We start from the raw sequence: 26750 nt of genomic DNA, 5'->3' as shown, positions 1-26750 counted from the left end.
TAACCTTCTTATCAGAAAGACAGGCAGAAAGTTCATAAGGATGCTTTTGCTGCTGATTACGGTCAGCATCGTGACCTTTACCCTGGTGAGTATGTCGCCCATCGATCCGCTGCAGGCCAATGTGGGACAGGCCGCGCTGGGGGCCATGAGCCAGGAACAGAAGGCAAAGCTGGAGGAATACTGGGGGGTGAATGTCCCCCCGGTCCGCCGGTATCTGAACTGGGCAGGTGGTTTTGTCAGGGGAGATATGGGGATCTCCCTTCTTTACCGGCAGCCGGTATCACAGGTGATCGGTGTAAAGCTGTCGAATTCACTGTTTCTTATGGTATTTGCCTGGCTCATTTCAGGTATTCTGGGGCTTGTCCTTGGCATCCTGGCGGGAGTTTTCCGGGGAACCTGGGCGGATCGGATCATTAAGGGGTATTCCCTTCTCATATCCAGCACCCCGGTTTTCTGGCTGGCTCTTTTGCTGTTGCTTGTATTCGCGGTATGGCTGAAGGTGCTGCCCATCGGGCTGAGTGTTCCTATCGGCGTGGAGAGCGCAGGCGTCACCTTTCTGGACCGGCTGCGGCATGCCATACTTCCGGCGGTTACTCTCAGCATCACCGGAGTGGCGGGGGTGACTCTTCATACGAGAGAAAAAATGATTGATGTGATGGAAAGTGATTATATGCTGTTTGCCAGAGCCAGGGGGGAGAGCACCTGGAGCATGGTAAAAAAGCATGGCCTGAGAAATATCCTTCTGCCTGCCATGACCCTGCAGTTTGCCTCCGTCAGTGAGATTATAGGAGGCTCCGTTCTGGTGGAACAGGTTTTTTCTTATCCGGGGCTGGGACAGGCGGCGGTGACGGCGGGTACGGGAAGCGACGTCCCCCTCTTGCTGGGAATCACTATCGTGACGGCGGCTATCGTCTTTTTCGGCAATTTCATCGCGGATATCCTTTACGGCGTCATTGATCCCCGGATGAGGAAGGGAGGGGAGGCATCATGAACCAGAGGAAGAAAACCATCCTGATTTTTGCTCTTGCCCTTCTTTTCCTGACTTCGGTGACTTTGTCCGGCATCTTCTGTTATGGAGGTGCCCGGAAAACCGACTTTTCCGTAAAAAACCTGGCGCCTTGTCTGCGGTATCCCTTTGGCACGGACTGGATGGGACGGAATATGCTCGCCCGTACCCTTACAGGACTGTCCATGAGCATCCGCATCGGCCTGTGCACCGCCGGGATCAGCGCGCTGCTTGCCCTGACTCTGGGAATCATGTCCGCCGTTCTTGGGAAAAAGGTGGATGCGGTGATTTCCTTCCTGATCGATACGATTATGGGAATCCCCCATATCCTTCTGCTGCTCCTTATATCCTATGCGTTCGGCAAGGGCTTTAAGGGGGTAGTCCTCGGTGTGGCCCTGACCCACTGGCCTTCTCTGGCAAGGGTAATCCGGGGAGAGGTGATGCAGCTTAAGGAAAGTGAATATATCCAGATCGCGGCAAAGCTGGGACAGAGCAGGCTTCAGATTGCCTGGCGCCATATGGTTGTGCATCTGTTTCCCCAGTTTGTGGTGGGGCTGATACTGATGTTTCCCCATGCCATCCTGCATGAGGCGAGTATCACCTTCCTTGGCTTCGGCCTTTCCTCTGAGCAGCCTGCTATCGGTATTATTTTATCGGAGAGCATGCGCTATCTGATTACGGGGAAATGGTGGCTGGCCATGCTGCCCGGACTGATGCTGGTGCTGACGGTGGTTTTGTTTGATGTGGCGGGAAATTCCCTGCGCAGGATTCTCGATCCTTCCAGCGCACAGGAATAAGGCAGCAGCTTTATAACGGTTCAGCGGGCCGGCGCATGTACTGTGCGGAACGCAGGAAAATGATTCCGGGGCTGCCATCGGATTAGGAAAGAAGGCCCACAGGCGGGCAGGAGAGTGAAAATGAGCTGTAGTAATAAATTTCATATTCTGGAAATCCAGGATTTGTCAATATCTTTCCGACAATATGAAAAAGGGATCAGGCAGGTGGATCTGCCGGTTATTTCCCGGCTGAATGTGACGGTGCATGAGGGGGAAATAGTGGCGGTGGTGGGCTCAAGCGGTTCCGGAAAAAGCCTTCTGGCCCATGCGATCCTGGGCCTGCTGCCTTCCAACGCCATGTGCAGCGGTGAGTTCTTTTTTTTACAGGAGCCTCTTACCCCGGAACGCATGGAAAAGCTGCGGGGTAAGGAAATCGCCCTTGTCCCTCAGAGCGTCACCTATCTGGATCCGCTGATGAAGGTGGGAAAACAGGTACGGCGTGGGCGCAGGGACAGGGAAACGATCAGCCGCCAGCGTGAGCTGTTTTCCCAATATGGCCTGGCACAGGAGGTGGAGGAAAAATATCCTTTCGCCTGTTCCGGCGGGATGAGCAGGAGGATTATGCTGGCAACGGCGCTTATGGAAAATCCCCGGCTGATCATTGCGGATGAGCCGACTCCTGGTATGGAGCTGTCCCTGGCAGGCAAGGCTATGGAGGACTTCCGCAGATTTGCGGATATGGGAAATGGGGTTTTGCTGATCACCCATGATATTGAGCTGGCCCTGAAGGTGGCGGACAGGATAGCGGTATTCTATGCGGGGACCACAGTGGAAGAGGCACTTGTAAGCGATTTTGAATCGGAAGAGCTTCTTCGCCATCCCTATACGAAAGCTTTATGGAGAGCCATGCCGCGGAATGGCTTCCATCCCATAGACGGTGTGCAGCCTTACGTAAAAGATTTGCCGAAGGGCTGTGTTTTCGGTCCCAGATGCCCTGATTTTTCACAGGAATGCGAGGGAGAAATACCGGAACGGGTGATCCGCTGCGGTACGGTGCGCTGTATCAAATGCAGGGAGGATCATTCCCACCATCATCACGGAGGGAAGGAGGCACATGAACATGCTGGAAGCTGAAGATATTGTTTTTTCCTATACAAAAGTGCAGAAGCCGGTGCTTGACCATGTAAGCCTTTCTGTCGGGCCGGAGGAACGGGTAGGGATCCTTGGTCCGAGCGGATATGGAAAAACCACGCTGATGAAGATACTGGCAGGCTATCAGAAGCCTGACTCCGGCAGGGTGCTTCTGGACGGGAGGCCGCTGCCGAAGAGAGGCTACTGTCCCGTGCAGATGATCTGGCAGCATCCGGAGAGGGCGATGAATCCCCGGCTTACCCTGGGGGAATCCCTGAAAGAGGCGGATAACATAGACCGGCAGCTGGAAATCGGGCTGGGCATCGAACCGGACTGGAAAACCAGGTATCCGCAGGAACTGTCCGGAGGGGAACTGCAGCGGTTCTGCATCGCGAGAGCGCTGGGGCAGAGAACCAGATATCTGATTGCGGATGAAATCAGTACTATGCTGGATTTGATTACCCAGGGACAGATATGGAATTTTCTTATGGAAGAAACGGCCAGGAGACAGATAGGAATGCTGGTGGTCAGTCACAGCAAGGACCTGCTGGATTATATATGCACCAGGCAGATAAGGTTATAAAGGGTGTTTGAAAATGCCGGAAAGGAAGATTAGGATGGATACACAGGAAATTTTACTGCAGTTTAAAAACGGGCAGATGTCTTTGGAGGAGGCGGAGGGCTATCTGAAAAGACAGCCTTTTGAGGAAATGGGCTATGCCAAACTGGATTCCCACAGAAAGCTGCGTTCCGGGTTTGCGGAGGTGATTTTCTGCAGCCGGAAAGCGGATGCCCACCTGCTGGAGATTTTCAGGAGGCTCTATGAGGAAGAGGGAGAAGTCCTTGGTACAAGAGCCTCCCAGCATCAGTATGAACTGCTGAAAAAGGAATTCCCCCAGGTTCAGTATGATGAAATTTCCCATATTATTAAGATTGAAAAAGAGGGAAAGAAGAGAATCGGGAAGATTGCGGTATGTACGGCAGGGACGGCAGATATACCGGTGGCGGAAGAGGCCGCTCAGACAGCGGAATTCTTCGGCTCCAATGTGGACCGCATCTATGATGTGGGAGTGAGCGGAATCCATCGGCTGATGTCCAGGCTGGATGTGATACAGAGCGCGAATTGTGTGGTGGCTGTAGCCGGAATGGAAGGGGCTTTGGCCAGCGTCATAGGCGGCCTTGTGAGTAATCCGGTGCTTGCGGTTCCCACGTCGGTGGGGTACGGTGCCAATATGAATGGACTGTCGGCGCTTTTGACCATGATCAATTCCTGTGCAAATGGAATAGCCGTTCTGAATATTGATAACGGTTATGGAGCCGGATATATGGCGACACAAATAAACAGACTTGCGGAAAGGGATGGGAACCATTCTTTCGGAGAGGAGACAGAACATGAGTAATACTCTTTATTTGGAATGCCTTTCAGGCATCAGCGGGGATATGACCGTGGCGGCCTTACTGGATTTGGGCGCGGACAGGCAGGTGCTGGAAAAGGCGCTGGACAGCCTGCCTGTGGATGGATTTTCGATTGAAATCAAGCGTGTGGTAAAATCGGGGCTGGATGTCTGTGACTTTAATGTCGTGTTGGATAAGGCGCATGAGAACCATGATCATGATATGGAGTATCTGCATGGGAAGGAAGCATCAGAGAATACGGGACTGGAACACAGCCATGCTCATGGGCATGGGGCGGAGGGACATACTCATAGCCATGACCATGAGGAAGAGGGACATACTCACGATCATAACCATGGGGAAGAGGGACATACTCACGATCATGACCATGGGGCAGAGGAGCATTCCCATGTCCATGTAGTGGAAGAGCATGTTCATTTCCACGACCATGATACAGCGGAGCATACTCATTCCCATAGTCATGCGGCAGCGGAAATTTCCCATATCCATGGGGAAGAGGAACATCATCATCCCCATGAGCACAGGGGACTTAAAGAAATCCTTCATATTATAAGTCATGCACAGATAACGGACAGGGCGAAAGAAATCGCAAACCGTATTTTTCAGATATTGGCGGAAGCAGAATCCGCGGCTCACGGAGTACCCGCAGAAGAAGTGCATTTCCATGAGGTGGGAGCTGTGGACTCCATCGTGGATATTGTAGCCGCTGCGGTCTGCCTGGACAATCTGGATATTGATCAGGTCATTGTGCCGAAGCTGTGTGAAGGCAGCGGCTTTGTACGCTGCCAGCATGGCACGATACCCGTGCCGGTTCCGGCTGTAGCCAATATTGCCGGAAGGCATGGCTTAAAGCTTCAGATCACCGATGTGCAGGGAGAACTGGTCACCCCTACGGGTGCAGCTATCGTTGCCGCGGTGAAAACGGCAGATACCCTGCCCGAAACCTTTACGATACTTCGGACAGGCATGGGCGCGGGCAAACGCAGCTATGAGAGGCCGAGTCTTCTCAGGGCCATGCTCATACGCAGTGAGGCAAGGGAAAGGGACACCATCTGCAAGCTGGAAACCAATATAGATGACTGTACCGGTGAAATGATGGGGTACGTCATGGAGCTGCTTTTTGAGGCGGGAGCCAGAGACGTTCATTATATGCCGGTATTTATGAAGAAAAACAGACCGGCTTATCAGCTGAATGTCATCTGCAGGGAAGAAGATGCGCATAAGCTGGAGGATATTATATTCCGGGAGACAACCACCATAGGAATCCGCCGGTGCCATATGGACAGGACGGTTTTGAAACGGGAAATGCTGCAGGTGTCCACAGAACTGGGCCAGGCAGCGGTAAAGGTATGCTATCTGGAGGATCAGGTCCGTTATTATCCGGAATACAGCAGTGTGACGGAGCTTTGCAGAAAGCACAACCGCCCGTTCCAGGAGGTTTATGCGATAATACAGGAAGAATGCAGAAAGCATCAGAAATGAAAAGCCGCCGGCGAAACAGCTTATAATGAAGGGAAGAAGCATATGGAACCTACAGGAAAGAAAAAAGAAGAACTTTGCGCTCTCATGGATAAACTGGCGGCGGAAGATATTATGGTTGCATTTTCCGGAGGTGTGGACAGCAGCCTTTTATTGAAGGCCGCCTGTGACAGCGCCGGAAAAACCGGGAAAAAGGTTTATGCCGCAACCGTGCAGACCCAGCTTCATCCCTCCGGCGATATGGAAGTGGCAAAGAGAGTAGCCGGGGAAATGGGAGCCTCCCATATCGTGCTGGAAATTGATGAACTGGCGGAGGCCGGAATAGGGAATAATCCCACAGACAGATGCTACCGCTGCAAAAAGTTTCTATTTCAAAAAATGAAACAGGAAGCGCAGAAGCTGGGAGTACCGGTTATCGTGGAAGGAACTAATGAGGATGATCTTCACGTGTACCGTCCCGGGATCAGGGCAATCAGGGAACTGGGGATTGCCAGTCCTCTGGCTGAACTGGGAATTACCAAGGCACAGGTGCGTGAAATAGCCGCTGACTATGGGATATCGGTTTCCGAGCGACCCTCCGCCCCCTGCCTGGCCACCCGTTTTCCCTATGGTACGCAGCTGGATATGGCTGAAATGGAAAAAGTGGACGAAGGAGAAAGTTATCTCAAGAGCCTGGGCCTTTATAATGTACGCATCCGTATCCATGGAAAAGTGGCAAGAATTGAAGTGGATGAAAAAGACATGGCGGCAGTGATGGAACACAGGATGGAAATTGTTACGGCTCTGGAAAACCTGGGTTTTGTATATGTCACACTGGATCTGAAGGGATTTCGTTCCGGCAGCATGGACGTAGGCCTGAGTGTCTGAAAATTTTTTTGATATAAAATAATAAAGAATGAAGGCAGAGCAATGGACAGAAGCGAAAAAACAGTATTGACTAATATGTGTATGATATACGATGATGACGGCAACGTGCTTGTGCAGGACAGAAGGGACAGTGACTGGGGAGGGATAACCTTTCCCGGCGGTCATGTGGAAAAAGGAGAGTCCTTTACGGATGCGGTGATACGTGAGGTTTACGAGGAAACAGGCCTGACAATTGAAACACCGCAAATCTGCGGGATCAAACAATGGCCGGAGGATGACGGAAGCCGTTATATAGTCCTCTTTTATAAAACCAGCCATTTTGCAGGCGAACTGAAATCTTCAGAAGAGGGTGAGGTATACTGGACAAAGCTGTCCCGGCTGAAGGAGCTTCCTCTTGCAAGGGGAATGGAACTTATGCTTCGGGTATTCCTTGAGGACGAGGTCAGTGAATATTATATCTATGAAGAAGATGGGGAATGGAAGCATGTGCTGAAGTGATGTGCCAGCGGACAGACATTAGAGAGGTGCCGTTATTGAAAAATATAATTATTGTAGGCCCTAGCAGAGCCGGAAAAACTACATTGGCGAAAAAGATAAATAAGGATCTGAATTATTTCGTAATCAGTCTCGATAAACTGGTCGCTGTATTTGGAAGGGCATATCCGGAGTTAGATATCAGGCTTGCCTGGGATCGTGAGAAAACCACAGCCAATATTGCTCCGTTCCTTGGTCATTTCCTTGGTATGTTTTTTTCAGGCCATGGCGCTGCAGATGAATTAAACCTGCGGGCACATGCTGTAGAAGGAAATCGGTTTGTCCTGGAAGGAGGATATTTTGATTTTGAGAAGATATCATCTGTTCTGAAAATGTACGGGATTGAAAATCTGAAAGACAATTTTATACTCATAGGGCTGGTACAAAACAAAAAAACGGCTGACGAATTCTTCGACGATTTGAGGAAGTATGATACGGAAGATGATTGGACATATGGTTTTGAGGACGATGAACTAAGAGAGTATGTCAGTCAGGATGCCATCCCGTTCGGACGAGCTATGACGAAGCAGTTGAGGAACTATGGATTTAAGATTTATGATACATCTGTGGGGAGAGAGCGGGTTTTTAAGCAGATTATAGAAGATATTAGGGCGGAAATAATGTAATCCCATGCAGTTGTTAATGCACTGTAGGTCAGGATAGAAAATGTATAATTATTGTTTGAATGTTAGTTAAAAGAGTTAACCAAAGAGTTTGGAAAAGGATTTGATGAAAGTAGCCTCCGCCGTATGCGACAATTTTTTAAAACGTTTCCGAATCGTGCCACGCTGTGGCATGAATTGAGTTGGTCACACTATCGGTTGCTTATGAAGCTTGAAGATGATTCCAGGCGTGAATTTTATGGGCGTGAGTGTGTTGAATCAGGTTGGAGTGTCCGACAATTAGAAAGACAGATTAATTCGTTTTTTTATGAACGGCTACTAGCTACACAAAAGAGTGGAACAGAAAATGTAAAAAATGAAATTCATACACTTGAGCCGAAAAATTCTCCTGATTATATCCTTAAAGACCCTTATATATTAGAATTTTTGGATTTAAAGGAAAACCGTGATTACCTCGAAAGTGACTTGGAAACTGCAAGAGTTTTTACTTGAACTTGGAAAAGGTTTTTCTTTTGTGGCACGACAAAAAAGGATAACGATTGAAGGCGATCATTATTATGTGGATCTTGTTTTTTACAATTATATTTTAAAATGTTTTGTGGTCATAGATCTTAAGGCGGGAAAACTGACTTATCAGGACATCGGGCAAATTGATTTTTATGTACGGTATTTTGAAGATAAGGTAAAATTGAAGGGAGATAATCCCACCATTGGAATTATCCTCTGTACAGATAAAAATGATACAATGCCAAAATACTCGGTACTGTCGGATAACGAAAATCTATTTGCCTCAAAATATATGCTATACCTTCCTACCGAGGAAGAATTAACACATGAGTTGAAACGTGAGCGCGAGATTATCGAACGCAGGATAGAACTGGACGGGAAAATAGATGGATAGATATAATAAAGCTTTTTTACTAGTACTACAGCGAACTCCATGAGCGGCAGTTATCCCTTTTTAGTATAATAAGAAAAGGGGGATGGAATGATTGCACCGGATGCAGTGCATGCGAAAGAAGATTATCAAAGAAGAGATAAAAAGCATTCCCATTTGTGTGCAGCAGGGTATTATTAATTATAATTATAAACGCTAAATAATATTGTCTGTTTGAAATGGCAGAAAACAGAGAGGGTGAAAGCGATAAAAGCTTTCGCCCTCTTGCTTTTTCCTATTCGGGATTGTGGATGTACTCCACCCATTTCACCACAGAGTAATACAGCATAACTGATGCCGCTGAAAGCAAAATAGCCGCAGCGATGTCAGTGAACCAATGAACTCCCGACAGCAGCCTTCCTATGATCGTAACTGCAATTATTAAAACGGAAAAGACGTCTAATACGATAAGCAGTCGTTTTCTGCTGTTGTGAAGCTGCTGGTGGAATTGCAGCATTGCGGAAGCCATGATGCATATTGTAATCATTGTATGCGAGGATGGATAGGAGGCTTCCAGTTCCGAGTCTATAAGAACAGGTCTGTAATTAATAATGACAAACTCAAAGAAAATATAAAAGACGATAACAAGAATATACAAAGCCCCTAATAACAAAAGATGGAAATCAACTTTTGATATGCTTTTTCCTTTAATAAACTGGCAAAGTCCTGAAATAGCAAAACCAACCGCAAAGAATATGGCGATAACTCCAAGCAGATTAGTGATGCTATACCATATGGAATTCGCACCTAAATGGTTAAACAGGAATTGATTTATGGAAGCAAGCCCTATTTTGGATTGGTTCGGCCCGACAGGTTTTACATCAACGGTTTTCATTATTATTGTAAGAAGTATAAAAAGCAGAAATAAGGAGCCTGTCAGGATGAAAAGTCTTTTTTGTCTTTTTGGCATAGTAATATTCCTTTCATTAGTTATGATAAATTGCTTGCAGCCTGCATGCAGATTATCCGTCAACGTGTTAGAAAGGACAAGAAACCAAATGTCACAATTGGCAAAAGACCCTGATACTTTTCGTAACAATAGCCTTTTTAAGCGGGTTTTGAATCAATTAGTTCAGTTTGCTGCTTTTAATCAGGAGAATAACCTTGATCATAAAAAACAGGAAAAGCAGAACCGTTGCATATGGCTGACGGGTAGCAGTGAAGACAATAATAGAAAAGGCCTGCAGGAAAACAGAGCAGTTTCTCATAATGCGCGTTCCTTTTTCATATGAAAAATAAGAAGCAATCAGCTGTACAATACCCATAATTGCCATAAGAATCGGAAAGATAAAATAGATTGTCCATGTCAGGGCATTCGCATCAGGGTTTGAAAACAGACTCACCATACGAATCATGCCTTCCTTCTCCTGTCCATAAAGTGGAAGAAACAAAAAAACAAGCATCATTAAATCCAAAATGGCATAAATAAGAGTGTAAAATTTATTTATGTTAGCCAGGTTTTCGTCTGCAGCGAGAGAAATCAGTTCTTCCCCGGACAGTAAATCATCAATGGTTACCGAAAAAAGCCTGGATATACTTTTCAATGATTCTATATTCGGATAACCCTTGCCGCTTTCCCATTTGGATACAGCGGTTCTTGACACATAAAGTTTTTCGGCAAGCTGTTCCTGAGTCATATTATACTGTTTACGGAGCAGCTGCAGCTTTTCGTTAAATTCCATTTTAATGTACCTTTCGATTTGTATGTGACGGTAATACGTCAGCTTTGGTCGATGCATATATGTTATTATATAGGGACAGAAGAATAATGACAATATAAGCAGAAAAATACCCGACCGGATATGCTCGCAAAAAGGAAACATACCTAGCCGGGCAATAAAGTTCGAAGCCATCCACAGCCGCTGCATACGGCGATACCTCTTAAGATACCGCCATATCCTTAAAAAGGGCAGCTTTAATACACCCACCATGTTTTACTTTAGCATAAACTTTCGGCGTTTTTTATCAATTAACAATATCAGCATAATGGCTGCTATCTGTAAAGCATAAACAACAAGCGTTTTTACGCTTGGAGAATTGTTCAAAGAAGTGAGTGTATACATTCCACCTAAAACGGTGTTCCCCCAAGCATGGATTAAGATTGTTACCCAAATGCACTTTGTCAGCCGATAGGCAGCCGCAAGGGTCAATCCCAAGATAATACAATACAGGATAAAGGCAATAAAGTTCATATCTCCCTGTGTGGAGTTTGGAATGAACCACAGTGGCAAATGCCAAACTCCCCAAACTACACCCTCAATGAATGCAGCAGCTAAAAACGAAAACCGTTTTTCAAGCAAAGGTTGAAAAACACCCCGCCAACCGATTTCCTCTAAGCCCCCGCCCCAAATCATCATAGGTATAAAGAGGATAAATAAATACCACGGATTGCCCAAATAGCTTTCCTGTACGATACAAGCGGCAAACTGAATCACCGCGAATAGCAGCAAAAAGACAATGCTTCTTCGCATATTGGACGTATGAAAAACCTGCTTGCAAAACGCTTTTAGTTTAATGCCTGTTTGCTTTCTTTGCACGATAAAGGCGGCATAAGCGGGAGCCATGCCCGCCCCAAAGCCGATTGCTGTAAAATAGAGAAAAAGAGTAATGTTTTCACTTAACAGATTGAAACGATACAACATAATCAGCAAAAATTCTGTTCCCCATGCGATTGCAAAGGTATAAAACAAATAACGCCACATCATACTCAATTCTTCTTTTGAGATAAATTTTCTTTGACTCATAATAATAAGCTCTCCTTTGTCACTATATTTCCATGCGCTTTACTTTGTGGGAGACATTAAGAGTGAGCAGAATACCTCCAATCAGAGCCGCTGCTGCGAGGAATAAAACTGGCAGAAACTGCTCATTGATTGCCGCTACAGGATTTATCAAAAGCATACTTAGTATAACAGCGGAAATAATGGTTACAGAATTTGACTTTTTGATAAAGCCGATTCGGATAGCGCATAACGCTATACCGTCCGCAAGGCACACCAATACCAAAGCGTTTCTAAACGCTAACATAAAATCGCCCGGTACAAGGGTATCATTTACCATTTGGAGAACGGAATCTGTCCCGATAAAAATCAGAAAGCCACCATATTCAGTTAAGAACATTGCGGTGCTGATGAAAAGCAAAATTACCGCCGCTTTTGCCCATACAACAGATTTGCGATTTATGGGATAGCTGAATAAGAGGATTGCACCCACGCCACAGTATTCTTTTGTCAAATAGCGATAGCCCATGGCAGAGGCCAATATCGAAAAAGACATCAAAGCGATCGCATTACAGATTGCCGCGATTCCTTGATAGGTGGAGAATAGGATAGCTGCATTTTTGTCTCCTGAATCCAAATGCGGCACCCATGCAAGTATGTATGTCAGCCCCATAATGCACACGAATACGGCAATAGCAGAAAGAAAATAAGGCTTTATGTTTGTCTTTTTCAGCTCTAATTTCAGTATGTTCATGCTTCTGCACCTCCGCTCATAATCTGAAAGAAATATTCCTCCAAGCCGTTCGGGTATTGTTTCTTGATTTCGCATATAGCCACCTCTTGCACAACGTTTCCGTTTGTAAGAACGCCAACCACATCCGCAATATGCTCAATCTCGCTCAGAATATGGCTTGAAATAAGTAGTGTCATGCCGTCTTTTGCCAGAGATAAGAACAAATTTCGTATTTGCCGGATTCCCATAGGGTCAAGCCCGTTGATTGGCTCGTCTAAAATTAAAATCTGCGGAGAGTGGCTGATTGCCCGTCCGATAGCAAGCCGTTGTTTCATTCCAAGTGAAAATTTAGAAACAGGCTGCTTTCCTGTATCGCCAAGCCCCACCATTTCTAATACTTGCCCGATTTTCTCAAAGCTGTGTTCCATGTAACTTAAATGAATTTCCAAGTTCTCTCTTGCGGATAAATGGTTATAAAAGACGGGCGTTTCAATCAAAATCCCCATTTTTCTCAGGAAGTCTTTTTTGTCAATCGACAATGTTTCCCCCTGCACTTTTATGTTTCCGGCGGTCGGGGACAGCAAGCCTGTGATTAACTTAAACATGGTGGTCTTGCCTGCGCCGTTTGCACCAAGAAGTCCGTAAATCGTGCCGCTTTGCACAGTTAGATTACAGCCCCGCAAAACCTCCTTGCCGTCAAATACCTTTGTCAAATTACGAATTTCCACTGCTGTATTCGTCATAATGGTTGTTTCCTCCTAATTTAATAAGTATCTTTTTTGAGCGCACGGCAATCACCAGGGATATCATACTTGCGCCGATGATAATGACAGGCTGGCTCGGCAGGCACTCAAACAGAAAACCATACAAAAGCTGTCCGATTGGCTGAACGCACATGATAAAAGTCATGATACAGGCAACCACCTTGCCGATTAAATGCTGCGGGGTTTCTGCCTGTACAACAGCCAGCATTTGTATGCTGAACATAGTTGTAAAGATAGTTACCGAAAGCCCTGTTACCGACAAAATGATATATTTAATCATGGGTGATTGACCGATTGCCATTCCAAGCCCCATAAGGCAACTACAGGCAGTACAGAGAAAAAGCGGAACGTATGCTGTTTGGGGCGTAAGTTTTTTATCCAAAAGCACCGTCAGCAACCCACCTAGAATACCGCCAACTGCAAGCATTCCTTGCGTAAATCCAAGCAGCCCGTCTGTCAAATGCAGCTTGTCAACGACAATGACAGGAATTCCTATTGTCATCATGGGGGATAGAAACAGGTTTAGCCCTGCTATTACAATGCAGATCTGAACAAACAGCGGCTTTTCCATTCTCAAGAAACGTATGCTGTCCCGTAGATCACCTGCTGCGATTTGTAGTACCTTATCCTGTGTCGGCTGTTTTTGAAACGGTATCTTGATAAAAATCTCCATAACAGCGGACAATACAAAGCATAGAACGCTAACCTTTAAAATAATCACAATTCCAAACGCTCCGTAAAGCATACCGCCGATAATCGGGCCGATAAAGTTTGCAAGTGCCCCAATTTGATTCACGATTGCATTTGCAGACAGTATCTTTTCCTTTGGAACAAGTGCGGGAATACTCGCCTGTACAGCGGGCTGATAAGTGCCGGAAATACCGTAAAGCAGCATGAGTACGGTTATAAACAGCGGAATTATGGGGAGTATTCCCAAGAGCCATGAAAATACCGTAATGACACCCGCCGTCAGAAAATCTAAACAGACCATAATATTTCGTTTGTTCACACGGTCAGCCAGTACCCCGCCCAAAAGTGACAACACAATCATGGGCAAAAAAGAACAGGCTGTCACAATGCCAAACAAAGTTGATGACCCTGTTTCCCTTAATAAATATAATGGCAAGGAAAAACGCAGGATTGCATTGCCAAATAGCGATACTATCTGACCGACAACCACAAGCGTAAAATCCTTGCCATACTTTTTTGTGTTATTCATCATAGCCACCTCCCTTTACCAATAAGTTTAAGGGTGGTGGTAACCCCCAAGTCAACAGGGGATTTTTCTTTATTTCAAAGGGATAAACACCTCGTAAAAATTGCGCTCTGTATGTCCTGAAAGCTCAACAAAACGAATGAAAATATAGACAACACCTTTGAAGGTTTCTTTATGTTCTTCTGCCCAGCCATAGGCGGCAAAAAACATTTTTTCCATAATGGAATCGTCGTGACTGTCTGCTTCCAATACAGTATGCAGACATTTACCGCTTTCAAGATATGTTTTTTCTCCGGCTTGCACTTTTTTTACAGCACTCCTTACAAGGCACATCTTTGTCCCTTTATATCCGGTTTGGTCAAAGGTTACTGCACGAACAAGACTTGATAAAATATCGTCCTCCTGCAAATCCATGAACGCAAGCACTCTGTCCTTGTAATCATTAAGGGACGATACGGCATCAAAAGTTTCAAGCACCAAATATAGCGGCAGCTCTTTCACCGTGAATAACTTAGACGAAAGGGCAGCATACTCACAAAAAACCTTTGTTTCGGCAAGACGTTTTAGAATACGCTGTTGTATGCGGATATTATTTTCTGCCTCGCTTATTTTTCTGCTTAACGATGTGATACCGTCACGCTCCCCGGATTCCATAAGTTCTTTTATTTCAAGCGGCGTAAAACCGCGCTTCTTGTAAAAATCAATGGACATTAAGCGGGAAACGTCCTCAAAGGTAAATTCACGGTATTGGCTGTTTTTGTTTCTTTGTGGTTCTATCAGCCCGATTTCCTCGTAATAGCGCAGTGTTTCCCTCGTAAGTCCGAGGTTTTTATAAATATCATTGGCACGATAAACAGCATTGTTCTCTGAATCCATGCGGTTAATTTTATGTAGTTCTCCCTGCAATTCGAGGTTATCACCAACTATAACTTTGTTTGTAGAAAACCGATTGTCCACAGGTTTTTCAGCGTGTGCGGGTATTAGCCATGTTTTGCCCTTTTTCATTGCCCCTGCAATTTTTCCTGCCTTGCAGTAGTAAGCCACCATGCGGCTTGAAATATTCCATATTTGTGCCATTTCATTGGCTGTTAAATAATCCATTTTGTTTCCCTCCTGCAGCCATTATATTTCGTATATCTGAAATTTACAAGATTATGCATTCTAACTATTTTAATAATATGCTCTATTACTGTTCATACTATGAAATGTGTGCTCATATCCAAATGCACAGGGTGGGAATGTGACGTTATCAAGAGGAATAATGACAGTATTTTGCGGCAGGACAGAGAGCCGGAACGGGGAAAGGAAGTTGAACGATAGAATATTTACTTATGAATAGCTTTTTCGTAGGAGGGACAGAAGGTGTTTATTGCCCGACCGGATATGCTTTCCAAAAGTCAGCATACCTGGCCGGGCAATAAAGTCCGGAAGTATTATAATAAATTACAGGAATTTCACTCTGGTTTCATCATAAAAACCTCTCGCCGCAGGTTCTTCATCCGCTTCCCCAACAGCAATGACTGCCAGTGGCTGGCTGGTAACAGAAAGGATCTCCTGCAGCTCCTTTACACGCTCCATAACCGGATAGCAGCCGCACCAGCAGGTGCCGTAACCCAGTTCTTTTGCCTGAAGAAGCAGGTTCTGAATAGCAGCGCCGCAGTCCTGGGGCCAGAAACCGGCGCAGACAGATTCCTGAAGGTCAGGCCTGCCGCAGACAACGATAGCCAGGGAAGCGGTTTTCAGCATCTGAGTGTAAGGATGAGACTTCATAATCTGTTCCCTGATTTCCTCTGTTTCCACCACAACAAATTCCCAGGGACGGGTATTGCAGGCACTGGGCGCCATCATGGCGGCTTCCAGCATCTGATGGATATGCTCCTTAGGAATCACTGTTCCTTTTTTGTATTTCCGTATACTTCTTCTTGCACGTATTGCATCTGATGTGTTCATAAATGCTCCTCCTTTTCCAGTTTTTCGGATATTTATATTGTAAGTTGTAATTTGAAATTATTCAAGGAAATATTTATTTATTATTGTAAAAGCAATAAAACTGAAAACTAATCGTTCAGAAGAAATTGTCAAATTGCCCGTTTGGGTTTCTAAACTTGATGTGCCGTTATCCAGCTTACGAGTTCTTCAAAAGAACATTTATCTGATGCTACATTGAGGATAATTGTATAGAGTTCGACCGCTGAATTCTTGAAAAGGAGCAGCCAGTGCAGAATCCAATAAAGCATTATCTCTAATTCCATCACTGCCACCGGTCTGTCTAATCAATTCTGTGTGCATGAATATTATTTGTTGTTTGGACAATATAATCATTTAGCAAGAACCTCATAAGCTTCCTTGTTTGCCTCCATCAGTTTTCTTGAAAGCGCCATTACTGATTCATCAGAAGCATTTTCTTGATTATCAGCCTTGACAAACTCTATTACCAAATATTTGGGCACATTGTTCTTCATAATTACTGCTGACCCCAGTTCGTCAACAAGTCTTGCAACTTTAGAAAAATTTTGATTTGCTTCCGTAATAGAAACAATACTTTTTGTATCAATTATCATAATAATACCCCTTTTCTTTTTATTATACTATAAATTATAGAATTTATTCAACCTATTATTCGTTGTAAGAATAAAAACTTTATAAAATAATCTTTCATGAATATTTAGGGCATATCGAAAGAATGGCTTAAAAATAAGGGTTTCCGCATATTGCATTATATCTTGTAATGCCTGTCATATGATGGTTTGATAAAGTGAAACAACAACAAAATTAAGGGGGACGAAATGAACAGGGTATTATATTCCTATCCGCGTAATCAACAAAGACAAGATAAATCTTGTCATCGTGGCAATCATGTAGTCTCCTGAGGAAATGGTATGCTTGATGACAGGCGGCGACATGGAAACCATAAAACGATTGACGTACAGACATCATTTCTCCTGTCCATATGGAAAGATAGGAACATCGCTATTTTTATAACATCATGTTATGTCTTTTCCTTTAAAAGCCTCTGTCTGCTTCGTAACAAATCTACAGCATCCTCCCCCAATCCTTCCTTTTCTCCCATAAATCCGCCCAAAATCACAAGGAATCCCCCTTCCCACAAAAATCCTTTCCCTGCATTTCGCAAGAATTCACAGCCATGGCAAGTATAAAATCTTGGATATATAAAATACCTTCGCTATCATGTAATCAAGTTAACAAAACGACTACATCTTATGAGAAGGGAAGGTAGAAGATGGCTAAGACGAAGAAAGAAAAATGGAGCCTGAGACAGGATTTCCGAAAAAGATGGCAGCTGTATCTTATGCTGCTGCTTCCGGTTCTGTACATCCTGATATTCTGTTATGTACCGATGGGAGGTATTATAATTTCCTTTAAGGATTACTCCTTCAGGAAGGGAATTCTTGGGAGCCCGTGGGTGGGACTGAAATATTTCAAACAGTTTTTCGGAAGCCCCGATATCGGAATGCTTCTTAAGAATACGTTAATCATCAGCTTTTACCAGCTGATTGTTACATTCCCGGCGCCGATTATCCTGGCACTGGCTTTACATATTATAGGAAATGACCGGTTTAAAAAGTTCATGCAGACCGTTACCTATGCTCCTTATTTTATATCCACAGTAGTTCTGGTAGGTATTGTACTGCAGTGTCTGCATCTGAATATCGGTATTGTTAATACCATTCTGGAATTCCTGGGTATGAACCGGGTGGACTTCATGGGCAGGGTATCTTACTTCCGCCATATATATGTCTGGTCCGGTGTATGGCAGACAACAGGTTTTTCCGCTATTATATATATCGCAGCACTGGGCAATGTGGATCAGTCCCTGGTGGAAGCATCCCTGATTGACGGGGCAAACCGTCTGCAGAGAATCCGTATTGTAGAGCTTCCGGCCCTGAAGCCGATTATCACCATTCAGCTGATTATGGCGATCGGAAGTATTATGGGAGTGGGCTTTGATAAAATCTACCTCATGCAGAATACTTTGAACCTGCCGGTATCCGAAATTATTTCCACCTACGTATTTAAGCGTGGTATGAAGGATCTGCAGTATTCCTTTGCCACAGCAGTGGGACTGTTTAATTCGGTAGTCAATTTTATACTCTTGTTCACCGCCAATAAGCTTTCCCAGAAGTTTGGCGAAACAAGTTTGTGGTAGGAGGAGAGGAAATGAGTACAACGGCAAAAAGCAGGAAGAATCCCAAAAATAAAGTAAAGCTTTATCACAGCCTTCCGGACAGGATACTTACCGCATCCGTGTGGGTACTGCTGATAATAATAATGATAGTTATCCTGGTTCCCCTCATGTTTATCCTGGCATCTTCATTCAGTGATCCCAGTGCGGTTTCCTCAGGCAAGGTATTTTTATGGCCGGTGGATTTCTCGCTGGTAGGGTATAAGGCTATTTTCCAGTCACCCAGTATCCTGCGTGGTTTTATCAATTCCGTGGAATATACGCTGGTGGGAACGATTATCAGTGTTACGCTGACTCTGTTCGCCGGTTATCCTCTGTCCAGGGTGGATTTGAAAATCCGCGGGCCGATCATGTTTCTGTTTACAGTGACCATGTTTTTCAGCGGCGGCATGATACCTACTTATCTGGTGGTGAGCAAGCTGCACCTGATCGATACGTTCTGGGCTATGGTTATTCCTTCGGCCATGGGAGTATGGAACGTTATCCTCACCAAGACCTATATCCAGAGTTCCATTCCTCTGGAAATTTACGAAAGTGCATCCATTGACGGCTGTTCCGACTGGAAGTATTTCACAAGCATGGTTTTCCCTCTTTCCAAGCCAATTATTGCGGTTATGGTATTGCTGTATGCGGTAGGAAAATGGAATGACTTCTTTTCAGGACTGATTTATCTTAATGATTCCGCCAAGCAGCCGCTGCAGATGACCCTGCGCAATATCCTGGTTATGAGCGACAGCTTCGGCATTAATATGAATCTGGCGGAGCAGATGAACCGCCAGGAACTGAAAACGCTGCTGCAGTATTCCCTGATTGTGGTTTCTTCCGTTCCCGTACTGCTTTTGTATCCTCTGATTCAGAAGCATTTCGTGAAAGGTATCATGATGGGCTCCATCAAGGGCTGATATAGGGCAAACAGACAGAAAAGATAATACAGATTAACAGGATGTTTCACTCACCGAAGGCGAGTATCATTTTTTCCGGTGGGTTAATCATAAAACAATGAAAAAATGGGAGGTAGCGTATGAAACGCAAAAATTTAGGAACCAAACTTGTGGCGGCAGGCCTTACGGCAGCCCTGCTCCTTACCGGATGCGGCGGAAATTCATCTTCCGGCCAGGCAACAGGCAGCACAGGGGAAGGAACAACACAGAGCGCCGGGGAAGAGGAACGCCCTACGATTACGGTAGCAGTATCCATGAATGAAAAAGGAGAATACTCCGACGCCAATTATGCCATCAAATATATTGAGGATAATACAGGCGTAAACATTGAATTTGTCCAGCTGCCCTCTGAGAAGGCGGATGCGGATACCAAGCTGAACCTGATGCTGTCCAGCGGGGAATACCCGGATGTTATCTGCTACGGCATGAACAAGCAGAAGATGGTGAAATTTGCGAAGGAAGGAATTTTTGTCCCTATCAATGATTATATTGATAAGTATGGCGATAACATAAAGAGATTATTTGAAGCCAGACCGCAGTATGAACAGCTTTCTTATGCGCCGGACGGAAATATCTACGGCTTTGTAACCGCGAATGAATGTTATCACTGCCAGGCATATCCCAAGCTCTGGTATAACACCGAATGGCTGGAGACTCTGGGACTGGAAGAACCCCAGACCACAGAAGAACTGAAGGAAGTCCTGCTTGCGGTAAAGAACAGCGATTATAACGGCAACGGCAAAGCCGATGAAATCCCGCTGACAGGAAGCAAGGATTGGGACTGCCAGCTGGAATGGTACCTCCTCAATTCCTTTGTACCTGTTGATAAGGATACTCTCTCTCATGTAGAAGACGGAAAAGTGGTTTTCTCCTGTAATACGGAAGAGTTCAAGCAGGGTCTGGCTTACCTGAATGAGCTGTACACACTCGGCTTGATTGACCCTACCTGCTTTACACAGACCTCCGACCAGATGCAGCAGGTGATCCGTTCCGATAAAAATCTGGTATTCGGCTATACGGCAGATCATTTCGCCATGGGTATTGATTTGGATGATGCTCATCTGAATGAAGTGACCGCGGCAATGATTCCTGCGGAAGGCCCCAATGGTGCAAGATGGCAGCTTCATAAGGATTATGTGGATATGACCGATGGTTTCAGCTGGTTCATTACCGATAAATGTGAAAATGTGGAGGCAGCCTTCAAAGTTGGTGATTTCCTTATGGGAGATGAATCCTCCATGGTACAGATGTATGGAGAAGAAGGAAATTACTGGGGAAAACTGGATGCTCCTACGGAATCCATCCTTCAGGGAACCGAAGCAATTTATTGGATTAAACCTGGCTTTACCTCCAACGAAGATGATGCTTATCAGAAAAACACCTTCTGGTCAGGCCTGATGAACCAGCTGGCTGAATTCCGTGCTTCCATGGCTCCCAGACCGGAGGACATGTATGTTCCGGATTCCTATGAAGCAAGGCTTTTTGATGAAACAGCCAAAGTTGTTCCTTATTTCTACCCGGAATACCTGCCCAAGAACCTGTTCCTGGAGGATGATACGGATTCGGAAACCTTTACTACCATCCAGACGTCCTTAAGAGAATATGTGAAAACCTCTATCGCACAGTTCGCAACCGGTGAAATGAGCGTGGAAAAGGACTGGGATTCCTATCTGAAAGCTCTGGAAAAATATGATGTGGAAACATATGTGAGCTTATATCAGAAAGCATATGATGTATACGCAGCACAACAATAACCGAAATAAGAAAAGGGCGCGCTTGAAAAGGCGCGCCTTTTTCGAAAGGAATTGAACTATGGGAATGTTAAGTGGAGAATGGGAAGACAGACTGGCACATTGGATACGTACCTTGAAGCAGGATTTCTATGAGGAACTGGGTGAAATCTCCTGGGAGGCATTCCGGACAAAAGAAAAGCTTTCTCCAAAAGAACTGGAGAGCCTGGAGCTGCTGCCGGTACAGCCGGGCTATACCTGGGGAGAATGCTGGGAATATTGCTGGTTCAGGGGAACGTTCCGGTTTCCGGAAAAGGCGCAGGGACAGCGTATTGTCCTCGATCTTAAGCCGGGAGGAGAATCCTGTCTGTTTGTAAACGGAAGAGAATTCGGAACCTATCGTGCGGATTGGATTGAAGAACCCCATCACTATATGGTGGATAATACCATTTCCCGCTGTGCTGATGCAGGAGACGTTTATCAGATCTGCATGGAAACCTATGCGGGACAGGATTTTCCCAACTGTGAAACAGGCTATTGTGCCACAGGGCCTGTCCTGCCGGGAAGCAGCTGGAGCAGTCTGACGGAGGGAAGCAGACGTACGCTCGGCAGATGTACCTATGGGATCTGGAGGGAAGAAGCCTATCAGCTGTACATGGATGTATCGACGCTTTTTAAGTTGCTGAAGGTGCTGGAGGAGAGCTCTCTGCGGGCGGCAGAGGCAGCGGAAGTGCTGAAGGAATTCACCCGCATTGTTGATTTTGAACAGGATGGGGATGCCCGTCTGGCCTGTTACCGGGAGGCGGCGGATGCCCTGAAGCCGGTAATGGAGGCGGTAAACGGAACCACAGCTCCTTTATTCTGGGCAATAGGAAATGCACATCTTGATCTGGCCTGGCTGTGGCCGGTGGAAGAAACAGAACGGAAAGCGGAGCGGACTTTCGCAGCCCAGCTGCGGCTTTTGGAGGAATATCCCGAATACCGGTTTATCCAGAGCCAGCCGGCCCTGTATGAAATGTGCCGCATTCACTATCCGGAATTATTTGAAAGGATCAGGGATGCAATCAAAAAGGGGAACTGGATTGCTGACGGGGCCATGTGGGTGGAGCCGGATACCAATCTCACCGGAGGGGAATCCCTGGTACGTCAGCTGCTGCATGGCAAGAGGTACTATAAGGAGGTCCTGGGGGTGGAAAGCGATGTGCTCTGGCTGCCTGATACCTTTGGCTATTGCGCGGCGCTTCCCCAAATCCTGGCAGGCTTCGGCGTAAAATATCTGGTGACACAGAAAATATTCTGGTGCTGTAATGACGGGGAACGTTTCCCCTATCATTATTTTACATGGGAGGGAATGGACGGAACGAAGGTGGTATCCTTCCTGCCGACCAGCTATACCTACCGTACGGATCCGGAGGAGATCGGAAACGTGTGGAAGAACAGGAGCCAGAAGGAGGATCTGAAGGCGTTCCTGTTGCCCTTTGGCTATGGAGACGGAGGCGGAGGCCCGTCCAGGGATCATCTGGAATATATACGCAGGCAGCAGGATCTGGAAGGGAGCCCCAGAATGAAAATGGGTTCTCCGAAGGAATTTTTTCATTTCATGGAAGAACAGGGGGGACCGAGGCACACCTATACAGGTGAGCTTTATTTCAGCTCCCACAGAGGCACCTACACTTCTCAGGCCAAAATAAAAAAATACAACAGGGCATGTGAGCTGGCCCTGCGCGAAATGGAGTGGTGGAGCGCCCTGGCAGGGAAGAAGGGCATGGTATATGATCAAAGCCGTGCGGACAGTCTCTGGAAGCTGCTTTTATTCCAGCAGTTCCACGATATCCTTCCTGGCTCATCCATCGCCCGGGTTTATGAAGAAGCCCGGAAGGCGTTTCTCAGGATTCTGGAAGAATCACAGGAAATGCTGGGACAGGCATTGGATTTTCTGCTGGAGGATTCCGGAGATGCAGGTACGGTTACCATTTTTAACTCCCTTTCTTTTCCCAGAAAAGCCCTGATAACCCTGCCGGAAGAATTCCGCAACGGTGCGGTGACAGAGGATGGGAAACGGGTGTACGTGCAGCATATGGAGGAAGGATACAAGGCGCTGGTTGAACTGCCGGCCGGTAACGGAATGACACTTTATGCAGCAGTGGAGAATGCAGCAGGACAAGAGGCGTCAGACAGTCAGTACAGAAAGGCGTGTGCGGCTGTGCGCCGGACGGAAACCGGATATGAAATGGAAAACGACAGGATTTCTGCCCGGATCAATGCTCTGGGACAGGTGGATTCCTATGTCCTGAAAAGCTCAGGAAGGGAAATGGCGGCAGGGCCGATGAACCGGCTGCGTTTGTTTAAGGATATTCCGCGGCATTTTGACGCCTGGGATATCGATGCGGGTTATCGGGACATGGAGCTTGACGGAGTGAGGGATGTACAGATGGAAAGAAAGGCGGAAGGGCTGGAGGCTGTATTAAAGGTCTGCGGAAAAATAGGAAATTCTTCCTTTACCCAGACTATAAGCCTGGCGGCAGGGCAGGAACGTCTTGAATTCCATACCCGGATCCACTGGCAGGAGCTTCACAGGCTTTTAAAGACGGCTTTTCCTGTAGAGGTACATGCGGAAACGGCAAGAAATGAGATACAGTTTGGTTTTGTGGAAAGACCTGCACACCGCTCCAGGGAATACGACAAGGATCGGTTTGAGGTATGCAACCACAGATATACAGCCCTTTGTGATGAGGCCCATGGGGCGGCCGTGCTTAATGACGGGAAATATGGAATCAGTATGGAGGGAAATTCCCTGGAGCTGACCCTCCTGCGTGCGCCCTCCAGCCCTCAGATGAGAGCGGATAACGGAATACAGGAATTCACCTATGCTTTTTATGCATGGGAAGGGAGTTTTACGGAAAGCGATGTGGTGCGCCAGGGCTATGAACTGAATGTACAGCCGCCGGTAAGAAGCGGCAGACTGCCGGAGATGGATACCGTAAGGACCGACCGGAAAAATATTATCGTTGATACGATGAAGCCTGCGGAAGACGGCAGCACAGACGTGGTACTGCGTCTGTATGAGGCCGAAAGAGCGGCAGTTTCCGTCAAAATACAGCTGCCTGCGTGGTGCAGGAGGGCATTCCTCTGCGACATGATGGAACAGGCACAGCAGGAGCTTTCCATAGAGGAGGGAGGTATTACTCTTATGTTCCATTCCTTTGAAATAAAAACGATCCGGCTGCGGTAAAAATCTGGCTTTCTATTATGATCGGAAACTGCTATAATTGTCCTGCTGCCGTGTGTTCAGTTACTGTTTGGGATGCTGTGCAGATATGCCATAAGAGGGGGCCCCGAATGAAATACAGGAAAGTATATATCAGGTTAATTATTACCTATCTGGCAATTTTTTTACTGCCATTGATCATAAATATTGTGATGCTGGAAAATCTGGCCGTGTCCACCCGGGAGAATATCTGCGCCAGCGTTCATTCCAACATGGCGCACACCATGGATACGCTGGATAACAATTTCAGGGAAATCAATACGATTACAGCGAGAATTTCAGGAAACAGCAACATCCGTTATATAGCAACGCAGATGGACGAGGAAGGCAAGAAAATTGAAATTTCCAAGATAACCTATGCCCAGGAGTACATGGCTGCCATGCAGATCCAGACCTTTGTGGAGGAATATTATGTGCTTTTCCGGAAGCCGGATATGGTCATTTCCCCGAACAGAGTCTATTTATACCAGGATTCCTGGAATGCTTTTTTTCAGTATGGAGACATGTCCTGGGAGGAATGGAAGGCGTTGATGACAGGCCATTATACCGGTCATTTATTCCCGGAAGAGAAGACCAAACAAAACGGTAACGTAGAGGACAGGATTCTTTTTGTCCAGTCCCTTGTGACGGACAGCGGGGTAAAAGGGAACCTGATTTTCCCCATCCGTTCTGAAGGGATCAAAAATCTGATGAGGGATGCTTATATTTCCCAGGACGGCTGGGCATATCTTCTGGACGAGACGAATGAGGAGATCATTCTGACGGTACCGGCGGCGGACGGAAGCTTTGAAAAAGTGCCTTCCTCTGTGCTGGAAAACGGACAGGAAATCCAGGAAATAGAATTGAACGGAAAGACGGTGGAGGTCATACGCGTTGATTCAGATCATCTGGGAATGACCTATATTTCCGTGCTTCCCAAGGAATATATCACCCTGCAGATCAATCGTGACCAGCAGAAGCTGATCCTGCTGATGACGGCGGTGCTGTTTGTAGGCATAGGCAGCATCCTGCTCGTTTCCTGGAAAAGGGGAAGAAGGATAGACGGTATCCTGCAGATGCTGTTCAGTATGGGTGTGGAGGACAAGGAATCGCTGAAAGGGGACGAAATGGAGTATATATCCAATTCCCTGAAGCAGCTGATTGATAATAATACCGATTTGCAGGAGAGCATTATCCGGCAGAAGCCCGTTACCAGGTCCCTGCTTCTGGAGCGTCTGCTTCATGGAGGCGAAGGGGTGAGCATACAGAGTCTGGAGGATTACGGGATAAATCTTAAGGATAAGAGGATGCTGGTTATCGCCTTTCTCGTGGGCCGGGGGGATTCCGCGGATGTGGAGCTATACGCGAAAGAAACCGTAGTCTATAAGCAGGTGCTGCAGCAGAGCCTGGATTCACTGCTTGCAGGGGATAAGTATATGTGTGATACCGATATGGACAGCAGCGTCGTAATCTGTACCATGGAAGGAGGCTTCCAGCCGGCTAATGCCGGATTCCAGAAAAAGCTGGAGAAAATCACGGAAACCTTCTGGGAGGAATTCGGCGTCAAGGTGCGTATCGCGGTGAGCACCATCTGCAGGGAGCTGACGGAAATCAGCAAAGCCTATGACCAGGTATGTGAAATGCTGACCTTCGGCGATTCCTCAGGAAAGACGGTGGTATTTTATGAGGATTACCAGGACAGCAAGGAATTCTACTATTTTCCCGTGACGCTGGAGGAGCGTCTTGTGAATGCGGTGCGTACGGGAAATGCGGAAAGCATGCATGCCCAGCTCAGTGAAGTGTACCAGGTGAATGTGCTTTCCCGGAATATCAGCCCCTCCATGATGCATTTCCTGGTGAATGATCTGCAGTGTGCGGTGTTCAAGGCGCTGCACAGCCTGAATGACAGGGTTGAGATTGAGGAAGAGGAGATTTACCGCCAGCTGGAGCAGTTGAACCGGGAAAATGATATCCTCCTGCGGTTCAACCATATTAACAGCATGTTTAAATATATCTGCGATATGGTGAAGGCGGTGAATAAAGAAAGCAGCAGCCGTCAGTTGGAGGAGATTGAGCAATATATCTGTGACCATTATATGGACAGCGATATGGGGCTGACGAAGATATCGGATGATTTCGGTTACGCAAGCACCTATTTTTCCAAGCTGTTCAAGGAGCTGTTCGGGGAAAATTTCGCTACCTATCTGGAAAAGATGAGGATCGAAAAGGTATGTGAGCTTTTAAAGAAAGGCTATACCATGGAAAAAATTGCGGAGCAGACCGGATATAACAGCGTGTATGTGATGCGTACCGCTTTTAAACGGATAAAGGGGATGACTCCCAATGAATTCCGCAAACTGAATGAAGAAGAAACGGAGTAACTGTGAAGTTACGGAGCGGTTACGAAACGGAATAAGAACAGGAAA

At 46.3% G+C, this 26750-nt stretch carries 25 protein-coding genes; 16 read left to right on the top strand and 9 right to left on the bottom strand.

Annotated features, from left to right (window positions below):
- Positions 1-40: 40 nt before the first annotated feature.
- The 11 genes from BLA28_RS25065 (at position 41) to BLA28_RS34310 (ending at position 8733) form a co-directional block, all read left to right on the top strand.
- A complete protein-coding gene (locus BLA28_RS25065; protein ID WP_242879947.1) occupies positions 41-991 on the top strand; it encodes an ABC transporter permease in 951 nt (316 codons plus the stop codon).
- Positions 988-1803 (top strand): ABC transporter permease, encoded by an 816-nt coding sequence (locus tag BLA28_RS25060; protein WP_069158470.1) that lies wholly within the window; start codon positions 988-990, stop codon positions 1801-1803. The genes BLA28_RS25065 and BLA28_RS25060 overlap by 4 nt, the downstream gene beginning before the upstream one ends.
- A 120-nt stretch (positions 1804-1923) precedes the next feature.
- The gene (locus BLA28_RS25055; protein WP_069158469.1) at positions 1924-2916 is read left to right on the top strand and encodes an ABC transporter ATP-binding protein; all 993 of its coding nucleotides are present in this window, start codon (positions 1924-1926) and stop codon (positions 2914-2916) included.
- Positions 2903-3496: an ABC transporter ATP-binding protein gene (locus tag BLA28_RS25050; RefSeq protein WP_069158468.1), complete on the top strand. Its 594-nt coding sequence runs from the start codon at positions 2903-2905 to the stop codon at positions 3494-3496. Before BLA28_RS25055 ends, BLA28_RS25050 begins: the two co-directional genes overlap by 14 nt.
- A 34-nt stretch (positions 3497-3530) precedes the next feature.
- Positions 3531-4313: a nickel pincer cofactor biosynthesis protein LarB gene (larB, locus tag BLA28_RS25045; RefSeq protein ID WP_009250278.1), complete on the top strand. Its 783-nt coding sequence runs from the start codon at positions 3531-3533 to the stop codon at positions 4311-4313.
- The gene (gene larC, locus BLA28_RS25040) at positions 4306-5811 is read left to right on the top strand and encodes a nickel pincer cofactor biosynthesis protein LarC (protein ID WP_069158467.1); all 1506 of its coding nucleotides are present in this window, start codon (positions 4306-4308) and stop codon (positions 5809-5811) included. Before larB ends, larC begins: the two co-directional genes overlap by 8 nt.
- A 42-nt stretch (positions 5812-5853) precedes the next feature.
- Positions 5854-6675: an ATP-dependent sacrificial sulfur transferase LarE gene (larE, locus tag BLA28_RS25035; RefSeq protein WP_069158466.1), complete on the top strand. Its 822-nt coding sequence runs from the start codon at positions 5854-5856 to the stop codon at positions 6673-6675.
- Positions 6676-6717: 42 nt separating this feature from the next.
- Positions 6718-7173 carry an 8-oxo-dGTP diphosphatase gene (locus BLA28_RS25030; RefSeq protein WP_069158465.1) on the top strand — a complete coding sequence of 152 codons (456 nt, stop codon included), beginning with the start codon at positions 6718-6720 and terminating at the stop codon, positions 7171-7173.
- Between the two features lie 35 nt (positions 7174-7208).
- Positions 7209-7835: a P-loop NTPase family protein gene (locus tag BLA28_RS25025; RefSeq protein ID WP_069158464.1), complete on the top strand. Its 627-nt coding sequence runs from the start codon at positions 7209-7211 to the stop codon at positions 7833-7835.
- 123 nt (positions 7836-7958) lie between these two features.
- Entirely contained in the window at positions 7959-8324 is a 366-nt protein-coding gene (locus BLA28_RS34315; protein WP_069158463.1) for a DUF1016 N-terminal domain-containing protein, read from the top strand.
- Positions 8278-8733, top strand: coding sequence for a PDDEXK nuclease domain-containing protein (locus BLA28_RS34310; protein ID WP_330388873.1), 456 nt, complete (start codon positions 8278-8280; stop codon positions 8731-8733). The genes BLA28_RS34315 and BLA28_RS34310 overlap by 47 nt, the downstream gene beginning before the upstream one ends.
- Before the next feature lie 271 nt (positions 8734-9004).
- On the opposite strand, the gene BLA28_RS25015 is transcribed toward BLA28_RS34310, so the two are convergent.
- The 9 genes from BLA28_RS25015 to BLA28_RS24975 form a co-directional block, all read right to left on the bottom strand.
- Positions 9005-9679 (bottom strand): phosphatase PAP2 family protein, encoded by a 675-nt coding sequence (locus BLA28_RS25015; protein WP_069158461.1) that lies wholly within the window; start codon positions 9677-9679, stop codon positions 9005-9007.
- A 157-nt stretch (positions 9680-9836) separates the two neighbouring features.
- On the bottom strand, positions 9837-10451 hold the full coding sequence (locus BLA28_RS25010; RefSeq protein WP_069158460.1) for a helix-turn-helix domain-containing protein: 615 nt from the start codon (positions 10449-10451) through the stop codon (positions 9837-9839).
- Positions 10452-10703: 252 nt separating this feature from the next.
- Positions 10704-11513, bottom strand: coding sequence for a CPBP family intramembrane glutamic endopeptidase (locus tag BLA28_RS25005; RefSeq protein ID WP_069158459.1), 810 nt, complete (start codon positions 11511-11513; stop codon positions 10704-10706).
- Between the two features lie 22 nt (positions 11514-11535).
- Positions 11536-12243 carry a hypothetical protein gene (locus BLA28_RS25000; RefSeq protein WP_009250270.1) on the bottom strand — a complete coding sequence of 236 codons (708 nt, stop codon included), beginning with the start codon at positions 12241-12243 and terminating at the stop codon, positions 11536-11538.
- Positions 12240-12965, bottom strand: coding sequence for an ABC transporter ATP-binding protein (locus BLA28_RS24995; RefSeq protein ID WP_069158458.1), 726 nt, complete (start codon positions 12963-12965; stop codon positions 12240-12242). The genes BLA28_RS25000 and BLA28_RS24995 overlap by 4 nt, the downstream gene beginning before the upstream one ends.
- A complete protein-coding gene (locus BLA28_RS24990) occupies positions 12937-14208 on the bottom strand; it encodes an MFS transporter (RefSeq protein ID WP_069158457.1) in 1272 nt (423 codons plus the stop codon). Before BLA28_RS24990 ends, BLA28_RS24995 begins: the two co-directional genes overlap by 29 nt.
- 66 nt (positions 14209-14274) lie before the next feature.
- Entirely contained in the window at positions 14275-15303 is a 1029-nt protein-coding gene (locus BLA28_RS24985) for a MerR family transcriptional regulator (RefSeq protein WP_071699623.1), read from the bottom strand.
- Between the two features lie 342 nt (positions 15304-15645).
- Complete coding sequence (locus tag BLA28_RS24980; RefSeq protein WP_044971675.1) at positions 15646-16152, bottom strand: nitroreductase family protein; 507 nt, start codon at positions 16150-16152, stop codon at positions 15646-15648.
- 368 nt (positions 16153-16520) lie between these two features.
- Positions 16521-16763: a hypothetical protein gene (locus BLA28_RS24975; RefSeq protein WP_009250264.1), complete on the bottom strand. Its 243-nt coding sequence runs from the start codon at positions 16761-16763 to the stop codon at positions 16521-16523.
- Positions 16764-17443: 680 nt separating this feature from the next.
- Between BLA28_RS24975 and BLA28_RS24970 the strand changes: the two genes are divergently transcribed.
- The 5 genes from BLA28_RS24970 (at position 17444) to BLA28_RS24950 (ending at position 26705) form a co-directional block, all read left to right on the top strand.
- Positions 17444-18370: an ABC transporter permease gene (locus BLA28_RS24970; protein WP_009250263.1), complete on the top strand. Its 927-nt coding sequence runs from the start codon at positions 17444-17446 to the stop codon at positions 18368-18370.
- 11 nt (positions 18371-18381) lie between these two features.
- Positions 18382-19308 carry a carbohydrate ABC transporter permease gene (locus tag BLA28_RS24965; RefSeq protein ID WP_069154532.1) on the top strand — a complete coding sequence of 309 codons (927 nt, stop codon included), beginning with the start codon at positions 18382-18384 and terminating at the stop codon, positions 19306-19308.
- Between the two features lie 119 nt (positions 19309-19427).
- Positions 19428-21101 (top strand): extracellular solute-binding protein, encoded by a 1674-nt coding sequence (locus BLA28_RS24960; RefSeq protein WP_071699622.1) that lies wholly within the window; start codon positions 19428-19430, stop codon positions 21099-21101.
- 58 nt (positions 21102-21159) lie between these two features.
- On the top strand, positions 21160-24309 hold the full coding sequence (locus BLA28_RS24955) for an alpha-mannosidase (RefSeq protein WP_071699621.1): 3150 nt from the start codon (positions 21160-21162) through the stop codon (positions 24307-24309).
- 107 nt (positions 24310-24416) lie between these two features.
- Positions 24417-26705, top strand: a complete 2289-nt coding sequence (locus BLA28_RS24950) for a helix-turn-helix domain-containing protein (protein WP_071699620.1) — start codon at positions 24417-24419, stop codon at positions 26703-26705.
- Positions 26706-26750: the final 45 nt, after the last annotated feature.

This window comes from Eisenbergiella tayi (assembly GCF_001881565.1).
GTDB classification, from domain to species: Bacteria; Bacillota; Clostridia; order Lachnospirales; family Lachnospiraceae; genus Eisenbergiella; species Eisenbergiella tayi.
The sequence above is the reverse complement of the archived record's forward strand: the minus strand, read 5'-3'. Positions and strand labels throughout refer to the sequence as shown.

What these genes read in the sequence shown, in the direction of transcription:
- BLA28_RS25065 (WP_242879947.1), top strand. Translation starts at nt 41, where the DNA reads ATGCTTTTGCTGCTGATTACGGTCAGCATCGTGACCTTTACCCTGGTG.
- BLA28_RS25060 (WP_069158470.1), top strand. Translation starts at nt 988, where the DNA reads ATGAACCAGAGGAAGAAAACCATCCTGATTTTTGCTCTTGCCCTTCTT.
- BLA28_RS25055 (WP_069158469.1), top strand. Translation starts at nt 1,924, where the DNA reads ATGAGCTGTAGTAATAAATTTCATATTCTGGAAATCCAGGATTTGTCA.
- BLA28_RS25050 (WP_069158468.1), top strand. Translation starts at nt 2,903, where the DNA reads ATGCTGGAAGCTGAAGATATTGTTTTTTCCTATACAAAAGTGCAGAAG.
- larB (WP_009250278.1), top strand. Translation starts at nt 3,531, where the DNA reads ATGGATACACAGGAAATTTTACTGCAGTTTAAAAACGGGCAGATGTCT.
- larC (WP_069158467.1), top strand. Translation starts at nt 4,306, where the DNA reads ATGAGTAATACTCTTTATTTGGAATGCCTTTCAGGCATCAGCGGGGAT.
- larE (WP_069158466.1), top strand. Translation starts at nt 5,854, where the DNA reads ATGGAACCTACAGGAAAGAAAAAAGAAGAACTTTGCGCTCTCATGGAT.
- BLA28_RS25030 (WP_069158465.1), top strand. Translation starts at nt 6,718, where the DNA reads ATGGACAGAAGCGAAAAAACAGTATTGACTAATATGTGTATGATATAC.
- BLA28_RS34315 (WP_069158463.1), top strand. Translation starts at nt 7,959, where the DNA reads ATGCGACAATTTTTTAAAACGTTTCCGAATCGTGCCACGCTGTGGCAT.
- BLA28_RS25015 (WP_069158461.1), bottom strand. Translation starts at nt 9,679, where the DNA reads ATGCCAAAAAGACAAAAAAGACTTTTCATCCTGACAGGCTCCTTATTT.
- BLA28_RS25010 (WP_069158460.1), bottom strand. Translation starts at nt 10,451, where the DNA reads ATGGAATTTAACGAAAAGCTGCAGCTGCTCCGTAAACAGTATAATATG.
- BLA28_RS25005 (WP_069158459.1), bottom strand. Translation starts at nt 11,513, where the DNA reads ATGAGTCAAAGAAAATTTATCTCAAAAGAAGAATTGAGTATGATGTGG.
- BLA28_RS25000 (WP_009250270.1), bottom strand. Translation starts at nt 12,243, where the DNA reads ATGAACATACTGAAATTAGAGCTGAAAAAGACAAACATAAAGCCTTAT.
- BLA28_RS24995 (WP_069158458.1), bottom strand. Translation starts at nt 12,965, where the DNA reads ATGACGAATACAGCAGTGGAAATTCGTAATTTGACAAAGGTATTTGAC.
- BLA28_RS24990 (WP_069158457.1), bottom strand. Translation starts at nt 14,208, where the DNA reads ATGATGAATAACACAAAAAAGTATGGCAAGGATTTTACGCTTGTGGTT.
- BLA28_RS24985 (WP_071699623.1), bottom strand. Translation starts at nt 15,303, where the DNA reads ATGGATTATTTAACAGCCAATGAAATGGCACAAATATGGAATATTTCA.
- BLA28_RS24980 (WP_044971675.1), bottom strand. Translation starts at nt 16,152, where the DNA reads ATGAACACATCAGATGCAATACGTGCAAGAAGAAGTATACGGAAATAC.
- BLA28_RS24975 (WP_009250264.1), bottom strand. Translation starts at nt 16,763, where the DNA reads ATGATAATTGATACAAAAAGTATTGTTTCTATTACGGAAGCAAATCAA.
- BLA28_RS24970 (WP_009250263.1), top strand. Translation starts at nt 17,444, where the DNA reads ATGGCTAAGACGAAGAAAGAAAAATGGAGCCTGAGACAGGATTTCCGA.
- BLA28_RS24965 (WP_069154532.1), top strand. Translation starts at nt 18,382, where the DNA reads ATGAGTACAACGGCAAAAAGCAGGAAGAATCCCAAAAATAAAGTAAAG.
- BLA28_RS24960 (WP_071699622.1), top strand. Translation starts at nt 19,428, where the DNA reads ATGAAACGCAAAAATTTAGGAACCAAACTTGTGGCGGCAGGCCTTACG.
- BLA28_RS24955 (WP_071699621.1), top strand. Translation starts at nt 21,160, where the DNA reads ATGGGAATGTTAAGTGGAGAATGGGAAGACAGACTGGCACATTGGATA.
- BLA28_RS24950 (WP_071699620.1), top strand. Translation starts at nt 24,417, where the DNA reads ATGAAATACAGGAAAGTATATATCAGGTTAATTATTACCTATCTGGCA.